Source organism: Xanthomonas sp. WHRI 7945, assembly GCF_035026585.1.
This window is the reverse complement of record NZ_JAYIQP010000017.1, coordinates 62,437-82,735: the sequence shown is the minus strand read 5'-3', so window position 1 is coordinate 82,735 and position 20,299 is coordinate 62,437. Positions and strand designations below refer to the sequence as shown.

Sequence of the window (20,299 nt, the reverse complement as noted above, 5' to 3'; positions counted from 1 at the left end):
CGGTTGCCCTCGATGCGTCTACCTGCCCTGGCCGCGTGCTGCCTCACCATCCTGTCCGGCCTGGCGCTGGCGCAGGAGCCGACGCTTCCGGCCACCGCGCCGGCAGCGCCCAATACTGGCGCCGCGCCGGTGCCGGCCACGCCGGCGCTGGGTGTGCAGGAGCGTTCGGCGACGCTGAAACAGCTCGGCATGGATTACGAGGTCACCCTGCGCGGCATCCAGGGCAGCGCCGGCGTGGCGTTCAGCACGCGCACCGACGAGGTGGTCGAGGCGGCGACGCTGCACCTGAGCTACAGCTACTCGCCGGCGCTGCTGCCGGAGCTGTCGCACCTGAAGGTCACCGTCAATGGCGTCACCGTGGCGACCTTGCCGGTGACCCGCGAGAACGCCGGCAAACTGCAGCAGACCGACGTGCCGATCGATCCGCGCCTGGTCGGCGACTACAACCAGCTCAACCTGCAATTGATCGGGCACTACACGCGCGAATGCGAGGACCCCGACCACACCAGCCTGTGGGCGAACATCGACCCGGCCACGCGGCTGTCGCTGAGCACCACGCCGCTGGTGCTGGCCAACGACCTGGCGCTGCTGCCGGTGCCGTTCTACGACAAGCGCGACACGCGCCGCCTGGAACTGCCGTTCGTGTTCCCGCAGCGCCCGGACCTGGCCACGCTGCGCAGCGCCGGCATCGTGTCCTCGTGGTTCGGTGCGCAGGCCGGCTACCGCGGCGCGGTGTTCAACGTCTCCATCGGCGACGTGCCGAGCAGCGGCAACGCGGTGCTGTTCGCCACCCAGAACACGTTGCCGGCGGAACTGGCCACCGCCGAGAACGGCCTGGGCGAGATCGCCGGCCCGACCCTGGCGGTGGTGACCAACCCGCGCGATACGGCCGGCAAGCTGCTGCTGGTGCTCGGCCGCAACGACGCCGACCTGCAGCAGGCGGCCACCGCGCTGGCCCTGGGCACGCCGTTCAACGGCGCCGTGGCCAGGATCGGCGAACTCAAGCAGGCGCAGCCGCGCAAGCCCTACGATGCGCCGAACTGGATTTCCAGCGACGGCCCGGTGCGCTTCGCCGACTTGGTCGCGCAGACCTCGCAGCTCAACGTCACCGGTTATCACCCGGACCTGATCCGGGTCGGCCTGCAGCTGCCGCCGGACCTGTTCGTGTGGCAGCGCGACGGCATCCCGGTCAAGCTGCGTTACCGCTACACGGTACCGGATGCGCTGAACAAGTCCGCGCTCAACGTCAGCATCAACGACGCCTTCGTCACCACGCTGCCGCTGAGCGGGCGCCCGTACGCCGAATCGCTGCCGCTGCAGTGGTGGCACGACCTCAAGGCCAAGGGCGCGATGCCGGTGGAGCAGAAGCTGCTGCTGCCGACCGGCCCGTTCTCGGCCAACAGCCAGCTGCGCTTCCACTTCTTCTTCGACCGGCCGCAGGCCGAGGCGTGCAAGAACACCTTCCCCGACGTGTCCGGCGCGATCGACGCCGATTCGAGCGTGGACCTGAGTTCGTTCCATCACTACATGGCGATGCCGAACCTGGCTGCGTTCGGCAATGCCGGCTATCCGTTCACGCGCCTGGCCGACCTGTCCGAATCCACCATCGTGGTGCCGGACGAGGCCAGCGACCAGGACGCCTCCAACCTGCTGACCCTGCTCGGCAAGCTCGGCGCATCCACCGGCTATCCGGCGCTGCGCGCCACGCTGATCCATGCCGGCGAGGTGGACCAGCACGCCGACAGCGACCTGCTGGTGTTCGGTTCCTCGCGCTCGCAGCCGCTGTTCCAGCGCTGGAGCGCGCACCTGCCGATCGGCGACGGCGCCAGCGGCCGGCGCTTCTCGATGAGCGATTGGGTGATGGACAAGCTGCCCGGCTTCCTGTCCTTCGACGCGCGCCGCACCGACCTGCCGACCACCGCCGACGTGGCGGTGAAGCCGGCGCCGGGCGACGTGGTGCTGATGGGCTTCGAATCGCCGCTCAAGCCCGGGCGCAGTGTGGTCGCGTTGCTGGCCGAGGACCCGGCCAGCGTCGGCCAGTTGTTCGAGGCTTGGTTCGAGCCGGCCACGCTGAAGGATTTCCAGGGCAGCGTGGTGCTGTTGCAGCAGGGCAAGATCCGCAGCCTGGCCGGCAACCAGGCCTACTACGTCGGCCACCTGCCGCTGCCGACCTGGGCGCGCTGGTACTTCTCGCAGCATCCGCTGCTGCTCGGGCTGGCGGTGGTGCTGCTGAGCCTGCTGCTGGCGCTGGCCGCGCGCGTGGTGCTGCGCCGGCACTCGGCGCAACGGTTGCGGGACGGGCAATGACCCCGCACGCGCGACAGCGCCGCCATTTGCTTGGCGGCGTGCTCGCCGCGGGCGCTGCCGCGCTGCTGCCGCCGGCGCCGGCCGTGGCCGCGGCGGCCTGCACGCCGTGGCGCGAGTGGACCGGCTTCGTCGCCAAGCACATCGACGACGGCGGGCGGGTGATCGATTTCAGCAATGCCGACCAGCGCAGCACCTCCGAAGGCCAGTCCTACGCGCTGTTCTTCGCGCTGGTGGCCAACGACCAGGTGCTGTTCGACCGGCTGCTCGGTTGGACCCGGCACAATCTCAGCGGCGGCCGTCCGCAGCAGGTGTTGCCGGCCTGGCTGTGGGGCCGTGCCGGCGACGGCAGCTGGCGCGTGCTCGACGACAACACCGCCAGCGATGCCGACCTGTGGATCGCCTACGCGCTGCTGGAAGCGGGTCGGCTGTGGAAACGCCCCGGCTACACCCAGGCCGGCATGCAGATGCTGGCGCTGGTGCGGCGCCATGAACTGGTCGAGTTGCCCGGCTTCGGCGGCATGTTGCTGCCGGCGGTGCAGGGCTTCGTCAAGCCGCAGCGCTGGACGCTCAATCCCAGCTACCTGCCGATCCAGCTGCTGCGCCGCTTCGCCGCCGCCGATCCGAAGGGGCCGTGGGCCGGACTGGCGCAGCGCAGCGCGCGCCTGCTGCGCGACAGCGCGCCGGTCGGCTTCGCCCCGGACTGGATCGCCTGGGACGGCGGCGCGTTCGCGGTCGATCCGGACAAGGGCGCGCTGGGCAGCTACGACGCGATCCGCGTGTACCTGTGGGCCGGCATGCTCGATGCCGGCGAACCGTTGCGCAAGGCGCTGCTCGAGGACCTGTCCGGTCCGTTGCAGCAGTTGCAGGCGCAGGGCCACTTCAGCGAAAAGATCGACACCCGCCTGGGCGTGGGCAGCGGCGCCGCGCCCGCCGGCTTCGCCGCCGCGCTGCTGCCGTACCTGAGCGCGCTGCGCCAGCCGGTGCTGCTGAAGGCGCAGGCGCAACAGATTCCCGCGCCCGGCGATGCCGCCGCGGCCAAGCTTCCCTATTACGATCGGGTGCTGGTCCTGTTCGGACGCGGCTGGCTCGACAACCGCTATCGCTTTTCCGCAGACGGCCTGCTGCAGCCCGCCTGGAGAACCCAATGTTCCGCATGAACCTCAAGCCTCTGTATCTGGCCGGCATGATCGACCTGTGCCTGCTCGCCGGCAGCGCGCACGCGCAGACCGGCAACGCCACCCAGCAACTGGTCAGCCAGGGCAACTACTGGCACGACCAGGGCCGCGACGACCTCGCCGCCGACACCTGGCGCAAGCTGCTGCGGGTCGACCCGAACCAGCCCGACGCGCTGCTCGGCCTGGCCCAGATCGACCTGGCGCAAGGCCGCCAGGGCGAGGCGCGCAAGCGCCTGCAGCAGCTGCAGAAGGCGCACCCGCAGGCACCGCAGACGCAGCGCCTGAGCCAGGCGATCGGCGGCACCGGCGACAGCGCCAACCTGCGCAACGCGCGCCGCGCCGCCGCGGCCGGACGCTACGTGGAGGCGGTGCGCGAGTACCAGGCGCTGTTCGCCGGCAAGGCGCCGCCGGAGCACCTGGCGCTGGAGTATTACCAGGCCCTGGCCGGCACCCCGCAGGGCTGGGAAGGCGCCCGCGACGGCCTGCGCCGGCTGGCCGCCGCGCAGCCCAACAACGGCGCCGCGGCGCTGGCGCTGGGGCAGGTGCTGACCTACCGCGAACCGACCCGGCGCGAAGGCATCGCCCAGCTCGGCACGATGAGCAAGCGTGCCGACGTCGGCGGGCCGGCGCGTGCCGCCTGGCGCCAGGCGCTGCTGTGGCTCAATGCCGGCAGCGCCGACGCGCCGCTGTACCAGGCGTTCCTGGCGGCCAATCCGAACGATGCCGAGGTGGCCAACAAGGCCGCGCAACTGCGCCAGCAGCGCACCGCGCAGGCCGCCGACCCGGCCGGCGAACAACTCGGCGAAGCGTTCAAGGCGCTCAACGCCGGCAATCTCGGCGTGGCCGAACAACGCTTCACCCAGGTGCTGCGCGCGCGCCCGCGCGATGCCGACGCGCTCGGCGGCCTGGGCTCGATCCGCCTGCGCCAGCAGCGCTTCGGCGAGGCGCAGGAACTGCTGCGTCCGGCCGCGGCCGGCAACGGCAAATGGCGTTCGGCGCTGGACAGCGCGCGCTATTGGCTGCAGTTGCAGCAGGCGCAGGCCGCACGCGGCCGCGGCGACAGCGACGAGGCCCTGCGCCTGGCCCAGCAGGCGCTGAAGCTGCAGCCCAACGAAGCCACCGGCCACGTGCTGCTCGGCGACCTGCAGGCGGCCACCGATGCCGCCGCCGCCGAACGCAGCTACCGCCAGGCGCTGGCGCTGAGCGCCGACGATGCCGGCGCGCTGCAGGGCCTGATCGGCCTGTACAGCCGCCAGGGCCGCGCCGACGAGGCCAGCGCGCTGTTCGCCAGGCTCAGCCCGGCGCAGCGCGAAAAGGCCGGCGGCGAAGCCGCACTGCGCTCCAACGTGCAGCGCGCGCGCGCCAAGCAGGCGCTGGAAGCCGGCGACACGGTCACCGCGCAGAGCGAACTGGAAGCGGCGATGGTCGAGCGCCCCGGCGATCCGTGGGTGCGCTTGGACCTGGCGCGGCTGTACCAGCAGGCTGGCCGCCCGGACCAGGCGCGCAGCGTGATGGACGGCCTGCTCGCGGTGCACGGCGACATGCCCGAGGCGCTGTACGCCAACGCGCTGCTGGCGCAGGAGCGCGGCGACTGGGCCAGCGCCTACGCCAGCCTGGAACGCATTCCGACGGCGGCGCGCACCGCGGAAATGAGCGCGCTGCGCAACACCGCGTGGGTCGAGCAGCAGGCCGCGCAGGCGCGGCTGCTGCAACAGCAGGGCCGCGCCGGCGAGGCGCAGCTGCTGCTGGCGCGCACCGAGGCCGCGCTCGGCGGCGCGCTGGAACAGCCGGCACTGCTGGCGTCGATGGCCGGCGCCTACGCCGACATCGGCAGCAACCAGCGCGCGCTGACCCTGGCGCAACGCCTGGTCGCGCAGAACCCGAACACCGAGGCGCGGCTGCAGTACGCCAGCGTGCTGCTGCGCGCGCAGCAGGATGCCGAACTGGCGGCCACGCTGCGCCAGTTGCGCGACACCGACATGAGCGCCGAGCAGCAGCGCCGCTACCAGTCCCTGCGCAGCGGCTACACGCTGCGCCAGGTGGATGCGCTGCGCGAGCTGGGCAACCTGGAAGCGGCCTACGACGCGCTGGCGCCGCTGCTGGCGCAACAGACCCAGGATCCGAAGGCGGTGGCCGCGCTGGCGCGGCTGTACGCAGGCGCCGGCGACCAGCGCCAGGCGCTGGTGCTGTACCAGCAGCAACTGCAGCAATCGCCCAACGACCTGGACACCCTGATCGCCGCGGCCAACACCGCCGCCGCGCTGCGCGACCTGGACAGCGCCGAGGACTATCTGCAGCGCGCGCTGGCACAGGCGCCGGATTCGCCGGCGGTGCTGAGCGCGGCCGGCCGCGTGTACCGCAGCGCCGGCAAGAGCCGCAAGGCCGAAAGCTATTTCCGCGCCGCGCTGGCGGCGCAGGCGCGCGAGGCCGGCCAGCACGACAACGGCCTGCCGGCCGCCAACGGCCCGGCCTCCTTCGCCGGCGCCGGGCGCCCGCTGAACCCGTTCGCCGGCATGAGCGGGCGCATGCCGCGCAGCCCGGCGGTGGTCTCCGACAGCCTCGGCGGCGGCTATCCGGCGCCGGCCTATGCCGCGGCCGACCAGGCCGCGCTTCCGGCGCTGCCGGTCGCGGCCGGCGCGACTTACGCCAGCGGCGGCGACGACCTGCCGCCGCCGGCCAGCGCCAGCGCCGCCGTCGGCGTGCAGCTGGCGGCACTGCCGGTGCCGGGCCAGCGCGCGCCGGCCGCTGCCAGCATGGCCCCGTCCTCCTATCCCGACGACCGCGTCGCCACCACCGGCAGCGCGCGCCAGGCGCAAGCGCTGGCCAGCCCGGCGCGCACCGGCACCGTGCTCGACGAACTGCGCGAAGTGCAGTCGGAGAACAGCGACAGCCTGGCCGCCGGCGCCCTCTACCGGGCGCGCGACGGCGAGGCCGGGCTGGGCAAGTTGAACGATCTGGAAGTGCCACTGCACGGCGAGTTCGCGGTCGGCGAAGGCAAGCTCAGCGTCGATGTCACCCCGACCCTGCTCGATGCCGGCACGCTCGACACCGCCTATTCCACCGCCAGCCGTTTCGGCGCCGGCCCCACCGCGGCGATGGGCGATGCACTGGCCGCCGACCGCACCCCGATCGACGAGCTGATCGGCAGCGACCTGTACCAGTTGCTGCTCACCGAGGGCGACAGCAACGCCACCCGCAACGCGCTGCGCACCTACGCGGTGAACACCGGCCTGTACAACGAGCTGTACAACGACACCGACGCCACCTTGACCAATGCGCAGCGCGAGGCCGCGGCGCTGCAGGCGCTGTATGCCGAGCCGCTGTCGGCGTTCCTGCTCGGCAACGTCGCCGCGGACGTGTCGATCAGCACCCTGGCCAGCGCCATCCTCGGCGACGCCTCGCGCAGCGCCGACCTGAGCGCGGCCGACGTGGCGCGCTTCCAAGCGCTGGCCGCCAACACCACCGCGGCCAGCCTGACCCCGGCCGGCTTCAGCCAGGCGCTGTATACGATGGCGGCCAACGGCGCCGGCGCGCGCCGGCTGGACCAGGACGCCAGCGGCGTCGGCGTGGCGGTGAAGTACAAGCACGGCGGTTTCGCCGCCGACCTCGGCAGCACCCCGATCGGCTTCCCCGAGCAGCGCATCGTCGGCGGCGCGGGCTATCGCGGCCAGATCGGCGAGAACCTGACCTACTCGGGCCAGGTGTTCCGGCGCGCGGTCAGCGACAGTCTGCTGTCCTTCGCCGGCGTCGACGACGGCCGCGCCGGGCTCAGCTGGGGCGGCGTGACCAGCAACGGCGTGCGCCTGTCGGCCACGCTCGACAACGGCCTGCTCGGCGGCTACGCCAACCTGACCGCCGACCGCCTGGTCGGCCACAACGTCGCCGACAACGACCACCGCCAGGTGGACCTGGGCGTATACGTGCACGCGCTGGAGACCGAGAACCAGTCGCTGACCGCCGGCCTCAACCTGACCGCGATGCAGTACGACAAGAACCTGAGCGGCTATACCTACGGCCAGGGCGGCTACTTCAGCCCGCAGGACTACGTCGACCTCGGGTTCCCGGTGCACTGGAGCGGGCGCTCGTCCGGGCGCAAGGTCAACTGGAGCGTGGACGCCAGCGTCGGCGTGCAGCATTTCCGCAGCGATGACAGCGCCTACTTCCCGACCAGCGCGCAGATGCAGCAGGCCGCCTACGACGCCGCCTCGCTGGCTGCGCTGCTGGGCCTGGTCGACACCTACACCGCGCCGGTCTACGCCGGGCAGAGCAAGACCGGTGTGTCCTACAACCTCGCCGGCGCGGCCGAGTGGCAGCTGGCGCCGCAGCTGTTCCTGGGCGGGCGGCTGATCTTCAACAACGCCCGCGACTACAACCAGTTCAGCACCAACGTCTACGTACGCTTCGTGCTCGACCGCCTCGGCGCCGGCCTCGGCCGCCGCCCGCAGGTGCTGGCCTCGCCGTATGCGGGGGAGTAGGGCGAGGCGCCGGCGTTCGGTTGTCGGGAGATGCTGAGGGAGCGGCTTCGGCACCGAGGCTGTGCCGGCGTGGTCGGCTTCGTTCGTCGCGACTGAAGTCGCTCCCACAGTGGGCTTGCGGATGGCTGGCCGGGTGCACTGTAGGAGGGGCTTCAGCCCCGACACCATCCGTCGCCGTTAGGCCCGCGGCTTCGTTCGTCGCGACTGAAGTCGCTCCCACAGTGGGCTTGCGGATGGCCGGCCGGGTGCACTGTAGGAGGGGCTTCAGCCCCGACACCATCCGTCGCCGTCAGGCCCACGGCTTCGTTCGTCGCGACTCAAGTCGCTCCCACAGTGGGCTTGCGGATGGCTGGCTGGGTGCACTGTAGGAGGGGCTTCAGCCCCGACACCATCCGTCGCCGTTAGGCCCACGGCTTCGTTCGCCGCGACTGAAGTCGCTTCCTACAGTGGGCTTGCGGATGGCCGGCTGGGTGCACTGTGGGAGGGGCTTCAGCCCCGACTGCATCGGCAATGACGCGCTCGCTGCTGCTCGCGCGCGCCGCCAAGGCTGCAGGGATGCGCAGGTCGGCGGATAATCGGCCGCATCGGCGACAGGAGCAGGCCATGATCCGCGACATCATCCGTATGGGCGACCCGCGCCTGCTGCGCATCGCGCAGCCGGTCGACACCTTCGGCAGCGCGGAGTTGCGTGCGCTGGTCGCCGACATGTTCGAGACCATGGATGCCGCGCGCGGGGTCGGCCTGGCCGCGCCGCAGATCGCGGTGGATCTGCAGCTGATGGTGTTCGGCTTCGACAGCAATGCGCGCTATCCGGACGCGCCGCCGGTGCCGCGCACCGCGTTGGCCAACGTGCAGATCGAGCCGCTGTCCGACGAACTGGAGGACGGCTGGGAGGGCTGCCTGTCCATCCCCGGGCTGCGTGCGGTGATCCCGCGCTATCGCCATATCCGCTACCGCGGCATGGACCCGGACGGCGCCGCGGTGGTGTGCGAGGCCGAAGGCTTCCATGCGCGGGTGGTGCAGCACGAGCACGATCACCTGATCGGCCGGCTGTACCCGTCGCGGATCCGCGACTTCGGCAAGTTCGGCTTCGAGGACGTGCTGTCCTACGAGCTGTAGCGCCGCTTCCTGAGCCCACCTGGCCGTAGGTGCACGCGCCTGCCGTCCAGCGCATCGCTACGCGCACAGACCACGCGCTCCTGGGCATGTGCGGGTGCAAGGACTTGGAAGGTCGGACCGTGGCGACCGGCTACGGGCCGGCCCCATCTTGCGACGGCGCGCGCAGTGCTGATCTCGACGATGCAAGCAGCCAGGTGGGATTGCTCGCGCGCCCGGCGCTTCGAAAGTGCCGCCACGTCGGTATGCGTGGGTGCAAGGACTTCGAAAGTTGGCCCATGGCGATCGGTTATGGTCAGGCCGCCGCACATGCGATGGCGTGCGCAGTGCGGCTTTAGACGATGCAAGGAGCCAGGTAGGGGGGGCTTGGCGCGCATCCGACGCTTCGAAAAACCCCGCCGCGTTTGGCGGGCGTCGCTCCCGGCCGGGATGCCGCTCCGCCGCCAACGCATCTGTCTACGACGGCGTCATCCCAGCCGGTCCGGATGAGCAAGTGGCGGCTTCTCCCGTGAAAACCATCGAAAACCACGAAAGATCCACCCCGGGAAGCACCTGCATCGAACGCCCAGGGAACCTGCGCGAGGCGGCACCGGGTGGCGCGCCCTCGCCTGACGGGCTATAGTGTGACGAGCATCACGCTATTGATACCACATGGAGCGGGTTGGTGAAGGTTCTTTCCGTTTTTGGTACGCGCCCTGAAGCCATCAAGATGGGGCCGCTGGTCCGTGCGCTGCACGCCGCGCCGGGCATCGACTCCCTGGTCTGCATCACCGGCCAGCATCGGGCGATGCTGGACCAGGTGCTGTCGCTGTTCGCGATCCGGCCGGACCACGATCTGGACGTCATGGTAGCGAACCAGACCCTGAATGGATTGTGTTCGCGGCTGTTCGACAAGCTCGACGCCCTGTACGCGCAGGTGCAGCCGGACCGCGTGCTGGTGCACGGCGATACCAGTACCGCAATGACCGCGGCACTGGCCGCCTTCCACCGGCGCATCCCGGTCGGCCACGTCGAAGCGGGCCTGCGCACCGGCAACCTGCAGCAGCCCTGGCCGGAAGAGATGAACCGGCGGGTGATCGACGTGGTCGCCGACCACCTGTTCGCGCCCACCGACAGCGCGCGCGGCAACCTGCAGCAGGAAAACCTGTCCGGGCGCATCAGCGTCACCGGCAACACCGTGATCGATGCGCTGCAACAGACCGTCGGCCGGCTCGAGCAGGATGCCGCGCTGCGCGGTGCGGTCGATGCGCAGTTCCCGTTCCTGGTGCCGGAGCGCAAGCTGCTGCTGGTCACCGGGCACCGCCGCGAGAGCTTCGGCGACGGCTTCGCCAACATCTGCCAGGCGCTGGCGGAACTGGCGCAGCGCCGCGACCTGCAGATCGTCTACCCGGTGCACCTGAATCCGAACGTGCAGGGCCCGGTGCACGCGCAGCTGGGCGGGCTGGACAACGTGCACCTGATCGCGCCGCAGGACTACCTCGCCTTCGTGCGCCTGATGCAGCGCGCGCACGTGGTGCTGACCGATTCCGGTGGGGTGCAGGAAGAAGCGCCGGCGCTGGGCCGGCCGGTGCTGGTGATGCGCGACGTCACCGAGCGCCCCGAAGCAGTCCAGGCCGGCGTGGTCACCCTGGTCGGCACCGATCCGGCGCGGATCGTGGCCGCGGTCGCTGCCGCCTGCGAGCAGCCGGTGCGGCCCGCGCAGTTCCTTCCCGACGCCAGCCCGTATGGCGATGGCCGCGCATCGGCGCGGATCGTGGCCGCATTGCGCGGCCTGCCGTTCGACCCGTTCGACCCATGCGTCCCCGGCCGTGCCGCGGCGGTTTCCAACTTCCCTCTTTCAGAATCGATGCCATGACCCAGACCCGACGTCGTACCGCACGCTTTCCCAAGGTAGTGCCGCTGGCCTTGGTCCTGCTGGCGCCGCTGAACCCCGCTGCCGCCGCCGACTCCGTCGCCGGCCAGTTCGGCGAGTGGGCCGGCGACACCACCGTGCAGCGCTCGATGACGCTGCGCGAGCTCGGCTTTGCCCAGCCGCTGGTGCTCAGCGGCCAGGAAAGCCAGCGCGAGATCTACCTGCCGGTGCCGGCCGGCGTGCCCACCCGCGATGCGCAGTTGCAGGTCGATGCGCGTTACCTGCGCGGGCATACCGGACGCACCTCCAGCCTGCTGTCGATCGACGGCGACCCGGTGTCGGCGCGGTCGATCACCGACGCGCAGGGCGACGCCAGCCAGCTGATCGGCATCGACGGGTTCGCCCGCCCCAGCGGCTTCGTGCGCTTCGGCGTGGGCTGGTGGTCGGTGGTCTCCGAGTACGAGTGCGCCGACCAGAGCGCGCCGGCCAACGTGCTGCGGCTGTCGCCGGATTCGCGCTTCAGCTACCGCTTCGACGGCCGCGCAATCGACACCGTGGCCAAGGCCTGGGGCGCGTTGCCGGCCAAGGTGCGGCTGCTGGTGGATGGCCGCGCCACCAGCGTGGAAAGCTACGACGCCGCGTGGCGCGTGGGCACGGCGCTGGAGAACGGCGGCAAGCGCGTGGACGTGGTCGCGCTGCCGGCGGTGGGCACCACCGTGGACCTGCGCGGGTTGGCGATCCCGGCCAGCCTGGCCGCCATTCCCGCCTACGCGGCGCTGGCCGACGGCAGCGCCAACCACCGCATCGGCAGCCTGGCCGAGGTCGGCGCGCTGCTGTCGCTGGGCGATGCCGGTCCGCTGGCGGTGGACGTGGCGGTGCTGAGCGATCCGCTGCGCGCCGGCGTGCGCGCCGCGCTGGATGCGCTGGCCAGCGAGGTCGGCGCGGCGTCGCCGGACGCGGCCGGTGCGTTCGCCGCATGGCGCAAGGCCGACATGGCCGGATTCGAACAGGCGGCCGACAAGGCCTCGGTGCAGGTCGCCCTGATCGGCGGACGGCCGACCCTGCTGGTCGCCACCGGTGCCGGCGCCAAGGTCGCCGGCCTGTTGACCGAGCAGTGGCGCGCCTATGCGCTGGGCCGCTCGCTGCGGGTCGGCGAGGCGCTGCAGCCGCCGGCCGACAAGAACGTGGTGCTGCTCAACCGGCTCGGCAGCATGTCCGGGACCCTGGACATCGTCGCGCGCGGCGATCGCACCGCCAGCTTCGACCTGGGCGCGCTGTCCAGCGACGGACGCCTGCCCAGCGAGGTGGTGATCGACGTGTCCGCCGCGCCGAACCCGGCCGGGCAGGGCGCGGTCGCCTCGATCTTCTTCAACGACTACCTGGTGGGCGCCAAGGTGCTCAACAGCGACGGCAAGCCGCAGCGCCTGGTCGCCAAGGTGCCGAGCTACGCGCTGGCCGCGCGCAACCAGGTGCGGATCAGCTTCCTGCGCCAGCCGGCACGCCCGTACTGCCACGATCCGGCCACCGGCTATCCGGTGTCGGTGCTGCCCAGCAGCCATATCCGCCTGGCCGACCGCAGCCTCGGCGGCGATTTCGTCGGCGCGGCCGCGCAGCTGGCCGGCCCGCACGACGTGTTCGTGCCCTCGAGCTGGCTGCAGGATGCGCCGGCGACGCTGGCCAAGGTGATCCACCTCGCCAGCGCGACCGGCGCCTCGCCGACGACCGCCACGCTCAAGCTCGGCGATGCGAAGACGGCGATCGCGCCGAACGGCGCCTACCTCAGCTTCGTGCTGGCCCCGCAGGGCCTGGCGCAGAGCGGTGCGCTGCGCGACGGCAAGCTGGTGGTGTCCGGCCCGGGCGACAAGGTGCTGCTGGACGTGGCCGGGCTCGACCGCGCGGCACTGGTCGAAGTGGTCGGCAGCGGCGCCAATACCGGCGTGATCTACCGCGAGCTGGGCGCGCAGGGGCCGCAGATCGACGCGCCGTTCCGGCTGATCCGCGGCAACCTCGCGTTGCTGGATGCGCGCGGCCTGGTGCAGGACTTCGACGGCCAGGATCCGACCGGCGCGCAGCTGGCCGAGCAGGCCGACCCGCAGCCGCTGTGGCAGCAGCACATGGTGTGGCTGCTGGTGCTGGTCGGGGTGATCGTGTTCATGCTGCTGGCCGCGCGCGTGACCCAGGTCCGGCGCCGCCGCAAGTCCGCCCAGTCCGGGCACTGACCGCCTGTGGACGGCCTGTACTGGAACATCCACCTCGCCAACTACTACGCCTTCCTGGAGACGGCGGCAGTGGTGGTGGCGGTGGTGATCCTGATCTCCAGCCTCGACGACCTGTTCATCGATGCCTGGTACTGGGTGCGCGAAATCTGGCGCACCCTGATCCTCAAGCAGCGCAGCGAATACCGGCCGCTGACCCAGCAGGACCTGCTGCAGCGGCCCGAACAGACGCTGGCGATCATGGTGCCGGCCTGGGCCGAGTACGACGTGATCGGGCAGATGGTCGAGAACATGGTCGACGTGCTCGACTACCACGACTACGTGATCTTCGTCGGCACCTATCCCAACGACCCGCAGACCATCGCCGAAGTGGAACGCATGTGCCGCCGCTACAAGCGCATGCGCCGGATCGAGGTGCCGCACGACGGCCCGACCAGCAAGGCCGACTGCCTGAACTGGCTGGTGCTGGCGATCTTCGAGTACGAGAAGCGCCACGGCATCGAATTCGCCGGCGTGGTCCTGCACGACAGCGAAGACGTGCTGCACCCGATGGAGCTGCGGTTCTTCAACTACCTGCTGCCGCGCAAGGACATGATCCAGCTGCCGGTGACCTCGCTGGACCGCGAGTGGTACGAACTGGTCGCCGGCGTGTACATGGACGAGTTCGCCGAATGGCACGCCAAGGACCTGGTGGTGCGCGAAAGCGTGTCCGGCATGGTGCCCTCGGCCGGCGTGGGCACCTGTTTCTCGCGCAAGGCGCTGGTGGCGCTGAGCGAGGCCACCGGCAACCAGCCGTTCAACACCGACAGCCTGACCGAGGACTACGACGTCGGCGCGCGCTTGGCGGCGATGGGCATGCACTCGATCTTCGCGCGCTTCCCGGTGCAGTTCCGCGTGCGCCGCGCGTCGTGGTTCGGCTGGGGCCCGGTGCGCGAGCGCACCCTGCGCATGGCGCTGTGCGTGCGCGAATACTTCCCCGACAACTTCCGCGCCTCGTACCGGCAGAAGGCGCGCTGGGTGCTGGGCATCGGCCTGCAGAGCTGGGAGACGCTGGGCTGGCGCGGTTCGCTGGCGACCAAGTACCTGCTGGCGCGCGACCGCAAGGGCATCGTCACCTCGTTCATCAGCGTCTTCGCCTACCTGATCTTCCTGCAGCTGCTGCTGTTCTGGGTGCTCAAGATGACCGGCGCGTGGAGCACCCAGTTCCCGACCATCTTCCAGAGCGGCACCTGGCAGATGAACGTGGCGCTGCTGACCACCGCGGCGCTGGTCACGCGCGTGGCGCAGCGCTTCTACTTCGTCAACCGCCTGTACGGGTGGGAACATGCGCTGATGTCGATCCCGCGCATGGTGGTCGGCAACATGATCAACTTCATGGCCACCGCGCGCGCCTGGCGCATGTTCCTGCTGTACCTGCTGTTCGGCAAGCGCATGGTGTGGGACAAGACCATGCACGATTTCCCCTCCGCCGCGCAGCTGGTGCACACGCGCCGGCGCCTGGGCGAACTGCTCGCCACCTGGGAAGCGGTCGAACCCGAACGCCTGCAGCAGGCGCTGCAGCAACAGCAGGGCGGGCGCCAGCAGCCGCTGGGCCGGATCCTGGTCGCGCAGGGCTGGCTGGACGACGAAACCCTGGCCGAGGCCATCGCCTTCCAGGGCGACCTGCCGCGCGCGGCGATCGACGTCGACTACCTGCAGGCCGGGCAGTTCCCGCTGTCGGTCGAGGCCTGCGTGCAGTGGCGCCTGTTGCCGCTGCCGCCTAACGCGCCCGACGAACTGGCGGTCGCGGTGGCCAACGCGCTGTCCGAGGCCGAGCAGGAACGGCTGCTGCAGGACGCGCACGCCAGCGTGCTCAGGCAGTCGATCGCGCGCGAAAGCGAAATCAATGCCGGCCTGCGCCTGATCAGCGGCGAAAGCTACCGCATCGACGCGGTGCCGCTGCTGGGCGATCTGTTGGTGGAGATGCGCCTGATCGCGCGCGACCAGTTCGAGCGCGTGCTCGACGAATACAAGCCGCAACGCGACGGCCGCATCGGCGACCACCTGGTCAAGCAGGGCGTCGCCACCCAGGCGGCGATCGCCACCGCCGTGCGCGAGCAGCATCGCCGCGCCGGCCTACCCCGATACAGCGCCGGCGGAGAACTGCAGGCATGAGAATCACCTTGCTTTCGGCCGTGATCGCGCTGGGCCTGCTCGGCCTGGGCAGCGTCCCCGCCTATGCGCAGCAACCGCCGCTGGCCGGTGCCGCCTACCGCATTGCCGAAGACGCCTACGCGTCCTACGCACGCGGCGATTACCAGCGCGCCAGCCGCGAGGCCGCCGAAGCGGCGCGCTTGCGCCCGGACGTGGCGCGCCTGCGCCTGCTGCAGATCTACGCGCTGCAGAAGCTGGGCCGCGCCGACGAAGCGCGCGCGCAGGCCCGCCGCGCGCTGGCCGACGGACTGCGCGATCCGGCGCTGCCGGGACTGGCGTCGGCGTCGGCGCCGGCAGCGGCCTCCGCCTCCGCGCGCGCCGGCGGCGCACCCGCGCCACGCGCCACCGCGCGCCCCAGCGCGGCCGAACAGGCCTACCAGCGCGCCTTCGCGCTGGCCACCCAGGCCTACGACGCCTACAACAACGACCACATGGCCGAGGCCGCGGACAAGGCCGAACAGGCCTTCCGCCAGCAGCCGCAGCAGGGTGCCTGGGCGATCCTGTGGGTGGCCGCGCTGGAGGCGCAACAGAAATTCGAACAGGCCGAAGCCGCTGCCGCCACGGCGGTGCAGCTGGGCGCGCCGAATGTCGCCGACCTGCAGGCCAAGCGCGTGGCGCTGGGCCGCCAGCGCGCGGTCAAGCCGGCGCAGGAGGGTTACCAGGCGTTGATCGCGCAGGACTTCGGCGCGGCCGCCGGATTCGCCCGGCAAGCGGTGGCGTACGCGCCGGACGTGGCCTCGCATCGCCTGCTGCTGATGACCGTGCAACTGCTGGACGGGCAACTGTCCGCCGCCGAGGACACCGCCGACCAGGCTCTGGACAACGACAGCGAAGACACCGTGGCGCTGGTCATGCGCGGGTATCTGCGCCAGCGCCAGTTGCGCACCACCGAGGCCAACGCCGATTTCGACGCCGCCCTGCGCCAGGACTGGCTGGATGCGCAACAGCAGCGCAACGTGCGCCTGCTGGCGGTGGATGCGGCGATCGCCGCCGGCGACCGCGAACGTGCCGCGCGCCTGCTGCAACCGCTGCAGGCCGATCCGCTGGCCGACGCGGACGACACCGCGCGCCAGCAGATCGGCCAGGCCGTCGCCCAGCGCGAGAAGGCGCTGCGCAAGGCGCGCGCGGTCCCGACGCTGACCCTGGCGGCGTACCCGGCGCCGTTCCAGCAATGCCGCGATACGCCCTACGGCACCCAGTGCGAACTGACCCCGGCCGACCTGCAGGGCAGCGGCAGCGCCGCGCAACGCGCCTACGCCGCGTACGGACGGCAGGACTACCAGGAGGCCATTCGCGAAGCGCAGCGCGCACTGCAGGAGAGCCCGGACAACGCCAGCCTGCAGAACCTGCTCACCACCGCGCTGGCCGCCGGCGATCGCGACCAGCAGGCGCAGGCGCGGCAACGCCTGGACAGCGCGCTGGGCCAGCGCCCCGCCGACGCGGGGCTGCTGATGCAGCGCGGCTATCTGTACCAGCGCATCGGCGAACCGGCGCAGGCGCTGGACGATTTCCGCGCGGCCGAAGCCACCGGCAAGGCGCCGCCCAGCGTGGTGCTCGACCAGGCCTATGCCAGCGCCGCGCAGGGCGACAACACGCAGGCGGTGGCGCTGCTGCGCAGCGCGATCGACCGCGCCGACCAGGGCCGGCTGCCGCTGGACAAGGCGCAGCGCTACAACACCCGCAGTTCGATCGCCAACCTGTCGCGCGAATGGGGCCTGATCGCCTCGGCCGGCTACCGCGGCGCGCGCCAGGCGGCGACCAACCTCGGCGGTTCGGCGATCAGCACTCCGGGCGATTCGGCCTTCGGCACCGTGGAGGCGTTCTGGCGGCCCGAGGCGCTCAACAACCGCCATGGCACGCTGGAAGCGTACGCACGCATGGCCAACACGCTGTACGACGAGGGCGGCACGTTCGAATCGGTGCGCGCGGTGGATCCTTGCACCGGCGAAGCCACCGAGGACGCGCGCGCGCGGGCCGAGCGCCTGAGCCGCTCGCGCTCGATCGCCGGCTGGCCCTCCACGATCGGATCGTTCGGCGTGCGCTACGCGTTCGGCCGCACCGGCCTGAGCGCCGGCATCGAGCGCCGCCAGTTCCTCGGCACCGCCACCCGCAACGGCGGCGTCTATCCGGACTCGGCCGCGATCCAGTGCCGCATCCAGCGCGACTCGAACCAGCCGCTGCAGGTCAACACGCTGGCGCGCTACCGCCTGGACAGCGATGCCGGCGGCTGGATGTCGTACCTGACCTACGGCTTCTACCAGGGCACCGGCGTGCGCACCGACGTGAACCAGTGGTGGACGCTGAGCGGCTATGCGCAGGCCGGCTACAGCTGGGACGACAACCGCGCGCGCTTCAGCGTGGACCGGCTGGACGCCACCGGCGCCCCGGTCGAAAACCTGCTCGACTCCGACGGCCGCCTGCACCGCGCGCAATGGTTCGCCGCCGCCGAAGTGCGGCTGGGCCGCAGCTACCGGTTCGGCGCCGATCAGACCCGCTGGGTGCTGACCCCGTCGGTGGTGGTGGGCGCGGACTGGCTCGACCAGCGCACGCGGGTCAGCGGTATCGCCTATCCGCTGATCGGCAAGCAGGCGTTCGCGCTGTCCGACACCGACCGCAGCTGGTCGCTGGGCGCCGGTCCGGGTCTGGGCGTGCGCTACTGGTTCCGCGAGGACCACTACAACGCCGCACGCTCCTCGCTGGACCTGAGCGTGCAGTACCGCTTCGCCATCGGCGGCGGCGATACCCAGCGCGCCAAGGGCCTGTTCGCCACCGCCACCCTCTACTACTGATCATGCAAGGAACCGCCATGACCGCTGCCGTCTTCCCGTCCCCCCGTGCGCATGCCCGCGCGTTGTGGCTGGGCCTGCTGTGTGCGTTCGCCGCCGCGCCGGCGCTGGCCCAGGCGCCGCCTGCCGCCGCGGGCGCCGCGCAGGATTCCTCGATCGTGATGGTCGGCAAGGACGGCTGGCTGTTCCCCGGATGGGGCAGCCTGACCGAGGTCGACGGCGCCGCGATCGACCGCAACACCGCGCTGATCGCCGAGGCGCGCACCGCGCTGGCGGCGGCCGGGGTCCGCCTGGACGTGCTGGTGCTGCCGGACAAGGCCCTGTTCTACGAGGACAAGCTGCCTGACGGCAAGCGCATGAGCGATGCCGTGCGCGGCCGCTATGCGCTGATCCACGACAGCCTGGGCACGGCGCAGGTGCCGGCGGTGGACGCGCTGCAGGTGCTGCGCCAGGTCAAGCAGGGCGGGAAGGAGGTGTTCTACCGCAGCGACCAGCACTGGACCCAGCCGGCCGCCGACGCGGTGGCCGTGGCGGTTGCCGCGCAGGTCCGCCAGCAGGTGCCGCGGCTGCAGGGCCAGGACGGCACCGGCATGGCCCTGGGCAGCGAGATCACCGAGCGCCGCTTCGGCGACCTGGCCGAACTGTTCCTGACCGACGCGCAGCGCAAGGCGGTGGGCCGCGACACCTTCACCGTGCGCCGCCAGTCCGATCAGCAGGCGCTGCTGGACGATGCGCCGGCGCCGCTGCATGTCACCGGGCACAGCATGGTGCAGCCGTATTTCGGCTTCCCGCAGAAGCTGTCCAACCTGCTCGATCGCCCGGTGTCGGTGAACTGGAAGCCCGGCAACGTCGGCCCCTGGGTGATGCTGCTGGAATACCTGGAATCGCCCGAGTTCCAGAAGACCAAGCCGCAGGTACTGGTGTGGCAGATGTTCGAGCCGTCCTATGGGCAGGGCCCGGATGCGCGTGGACAGTGGGACAACGCCTCGATCATGAGCGCGCAGCAGTGGCAGGCGCGCCTGCACAAGGCCCTGGGACAGTAAGCCGATGAGTGCACGTCCCGGCGCGTCTGCGCCCCTGCCTGCGGCGGCCCCGGCGCGCGCGCACGTGGTCACCGCGGTGGTGCTGCTGCTGCTGCTGGTCGCCGGGCTGTTGTCCGGTGGCTGGATGCTGGGCCGCGCGCCGCCGCCGGCGGCGTCGCTGGCGCCGGCGCGCTGGGCTGATGGCGAGGCCGGCCGCGCCATCAACCAGGCGCTGAAGCTGCCGCTGCAGGCGCAGGCCGACCTGGCCGGCGCGGCGTTGCGTTATCGGCTGCTCGGCGATGCCGGGCCGCAGGTCGCGCTGGGCTGCCCGGGCTGGCTGTTCTACCGCGACGGCTTGCGTCCGCCGGCGGGCGCGGGCGAAGCGGTGTTCGCCCAGCGCGTGCGGCTGATGCTGCATTGGGCGCGGCAGCTGCAGGCGCAGGGCGTGCAACTGCTGGTGGTGACGGTGCCGGACAAGTCGCGGATCGAGCAGGCGCACACCTGCGGCCTGCGCCATTCGGCGCCGATGCGCGCGCGGCTGGGGCAATGGCAACAGGCGCTGGCCGCCGCCGGCGTGGCCTCGACCGACCTGCTGCCGGTGCTGCAGGTCGGCGACGCGCCGGTGTTTTTCCGCACCGACGTGCACATGAACCGGATCGGCGCGCAGCGCGCTGCCGATGCGGTGGCGGCCTCGGCGTTGCCGCTGCTCGGCGGGCGCGGCGCGCAGGCCTTCGCGGTCGGCGCGCCCGGCGCGCCGGCGCCGCGGATGGGCGACCTGATCGTGCTGGCCGGGCTGGAGCACGCGCCGCCGGCCTGGCGCCCGGCGCTGGACCGCGAGCCGCAGCAGACCATCGCGCCGCTGCGCAGCGGTGGCCTGCTCGACGACACGCCGCCGGTGGAGGTGCTGCTGCTGGGCAGCTCCAACGGGCGCCGCAGCCTGTTCGGCGAACGCCTGGGCCACGCCCTCGGCCGCGAAGTGTGGAACCAGAGCCTGGACGGCGGCCAGTTCTCCGGCGCGTTGCTGGCGGCCTGGCCGCAACGCAGGCAATGGCCGCCGAGCCTGAAGCTGGTGATCTGGGAATTCTCCGAAATGGCCCTGTCGCTGCCGCTGACCGACGGCGAACGCGCGGCGCTGGCCGAGATCGACTGAGCGCCGA

The 20,299-nt window shown here is 71.6% G+C and carries 10 protein-coding genes; all 10 read left to right on the top strand.

What is annotated here, in order from left to right; all coding sequences use genetic code 11:
* Nucleotides 1–12: 12 nt before the first annotated feature.
* Nucleotides 13–2,307: a cellulose biosynthesis cyclic di-GMP-binding regulatory protein BcsB gene (gene bcsB / locus VDQ83_RS14510; RefSeq protein WP_455435476.1), complete on the top strand. Its 2,295-nt coding sequence runs from the start codon at nucleotides 13–15 to the stop codon at nucleotides 2,305–2,307.
* Nucleotides 2,304–3,464, top strand: coding sequence for a cellulose synthase complex periplasmic endoglucanase BcsZ (gene bcsZ / locus VDQ83_RS14505; RefSeq protein WP_455435475.1), 1,161 nt, complete (start codon nucleotides 2,304–2,306; stop codon nucleotides 3,462–3,464). Before bcsB ends, bcsZ begins: the two co-directional genes overlap by 4 nt.
* The gene (locus tag VDQ83_RS14500; RefSeq protein ID WP_455435474.1) at nucleotides 3,452–7,957 is read left to right on the top strand and encodes a cellulose synthase subunit BcsC-related outer membrane protein; all 4,506 of its coding nucleotides are present in this window, start codon (nucleotides 3,452–3,454) and stop codon (nucleotides 7,955–7,957) included. The genes bcsZ and VDQ83_RS14500 overlap by 13 nt, the downstream gene beginning before the upstream one ends.
* A gap of 603 nt (nucleotides 7,958–8,560) precedes the next feature.
* Nucleotides 8,561–9,076: a peptide deformylase gene (gene def, locus VDQ83_RS14495; RefSeq protein WP_309916766.1), complete on the top strand. Its 516-nt coding sequence runs from the start codon at nucleotides 8,561–8,563 to the stop codon at nucleotides 9,074–9,076.
* A 661-nt stretch (nucleotides 9,077–9,737) separates the two neighbouring features.
* A complete protein-coding gene (wecB, locus tag VDQ83_RS14490; RefSeq protein WP_455435473.1) occupies nucleotides 9,738–10,928 on the top strand; it encodes a non-hydrolyzing UDP-N-acetylglucosamine 2-epimerase in 1,191 nt (396 codons plus the stop codon).
* Nucleotides 10,925–13,144 carry a hypothetical protein gene (locus VDQ83_RS14485; protein WP_455435472.1) on the top strand — a complete coding sequence of 740 codons (2,220 nt, stop codon included), beginning with the start codon at nucleotides 10,925–10,927 and terminating at the stop codon, nucleotides 13,142–13,144. Before wecB ends, VDQ83_RS14485 begins: the two co-directional genes overlap by 4 nt.
* 6 nt (nucleotides 13,145–13,150) lie before the next feature.
* Complete coding sequence (locus tag VDQ83_RS14480; RefSeq protein WP_455435471.1) at nucleotides 13,151–15,295, top strand: glycosyl transferase family protein; 2,145 nt, start codon at nucleotides 13,151–13,153, stop codon at nucleotides 15,293–15,295.
* Nucleotides 15,292–18,123, top strand: coding sequence for an NfrA family protein (locus VDQ83_RS14475; RefSeq protein ID WP_455435470.1), 2,832 nt, complete (start codon nucleotides 15,292–15,294; stop codon nucleotides 18,121–18,123). Before VDQ83_RS14480 ends, VDQ83_RS14475 begins: the two co-directional genes overlap by 4 nt.
* Before the next feature lie 17 nt (nucleotides 18,124–18,140).
* A complete protein-coding gene (locus VDQ83_RS14470) occupies nucleotides 18,141–19,163 on the top strand; it encodes an alginate O-acetyltransferase AlgX-related protein (protein ID WP_455435469.1) in 1,023 nt (340 codons plus the stop codon).
* A gap of 4 nt (nucleotides 19,164–19,167) precedes the next feature.
* Nucleotides 19,168–20,292, top strand: coding sequence for an alginate O-acetyltransferase AlgX-related protein (locus tag VDQ83_RS14465; RefSeq protein WP_455435468.1), 1,125 nt, complete (start codon nucleotides 19,168–19,170; stop codon nucleotides 20,290–20,292).
* Nucleotides 20,293–20,299: the final 7 nt, after the last annotated feature.

Bases quoted from the DNA above. Each gene is read 5' to 3' on its own strand.
- VDQ83_RS14465 (WP_455435468.1), top strand. From the start codon at position 19,168: ATGAGTGCACGTCCCGGCGCGTCTGCGCCCCTGCCTGCGGCGGCCCCG.
- VDQ83_RS14470 (WP_455435469.1), top strand. From the start codon at position 18,141: ATGACCGCTGCCGTCTTCCCGTCCCCCCGTGCGCATGCCCGCGCGTTG.
- def (WP_309916766.1), top strand. From the start codon at position 8,561: ATGATCCGCGACATCATCCGTATGGGCGACCCGCGCCTGCTGCGCATC.
- VDQ83_RS14500 (WP_455435474.1), top strand. From the start codon at position 3,452: ATGTTCCGCATGAACCTCAAGCCTCTGTATCTGGCCGGCATGATCGAC.
- bcsB (WP_455435476.1), top strand. From the start codon at position 13: ATGCGTCTACCTGCCCTGGCCGCGTGCTGCCTCACCATCCTGTCCGGC.
- bcsZ (WP_455435475.1), top strand. From the start codon at position 2,304: ATGACCCCGCACGCGCGACAGCGCCGCCATTTGCTTGGCGGCGTGCTC.
- VDQ83_RS14485 (WP_455435472.1), top strand. From the start codon at position 10,925: ATGACCCAGACCCGACGTCGTACCGCACGCTTTCCCAAGGTAGTGCCG.
- VDQ83_RS14475 (WP_455435470.1), top strand. From the start codon at position 15,292: ATGAGAATCACCTTGCTTTCGGCCGTGATCGCGCTGGGCCTGCTCGGC.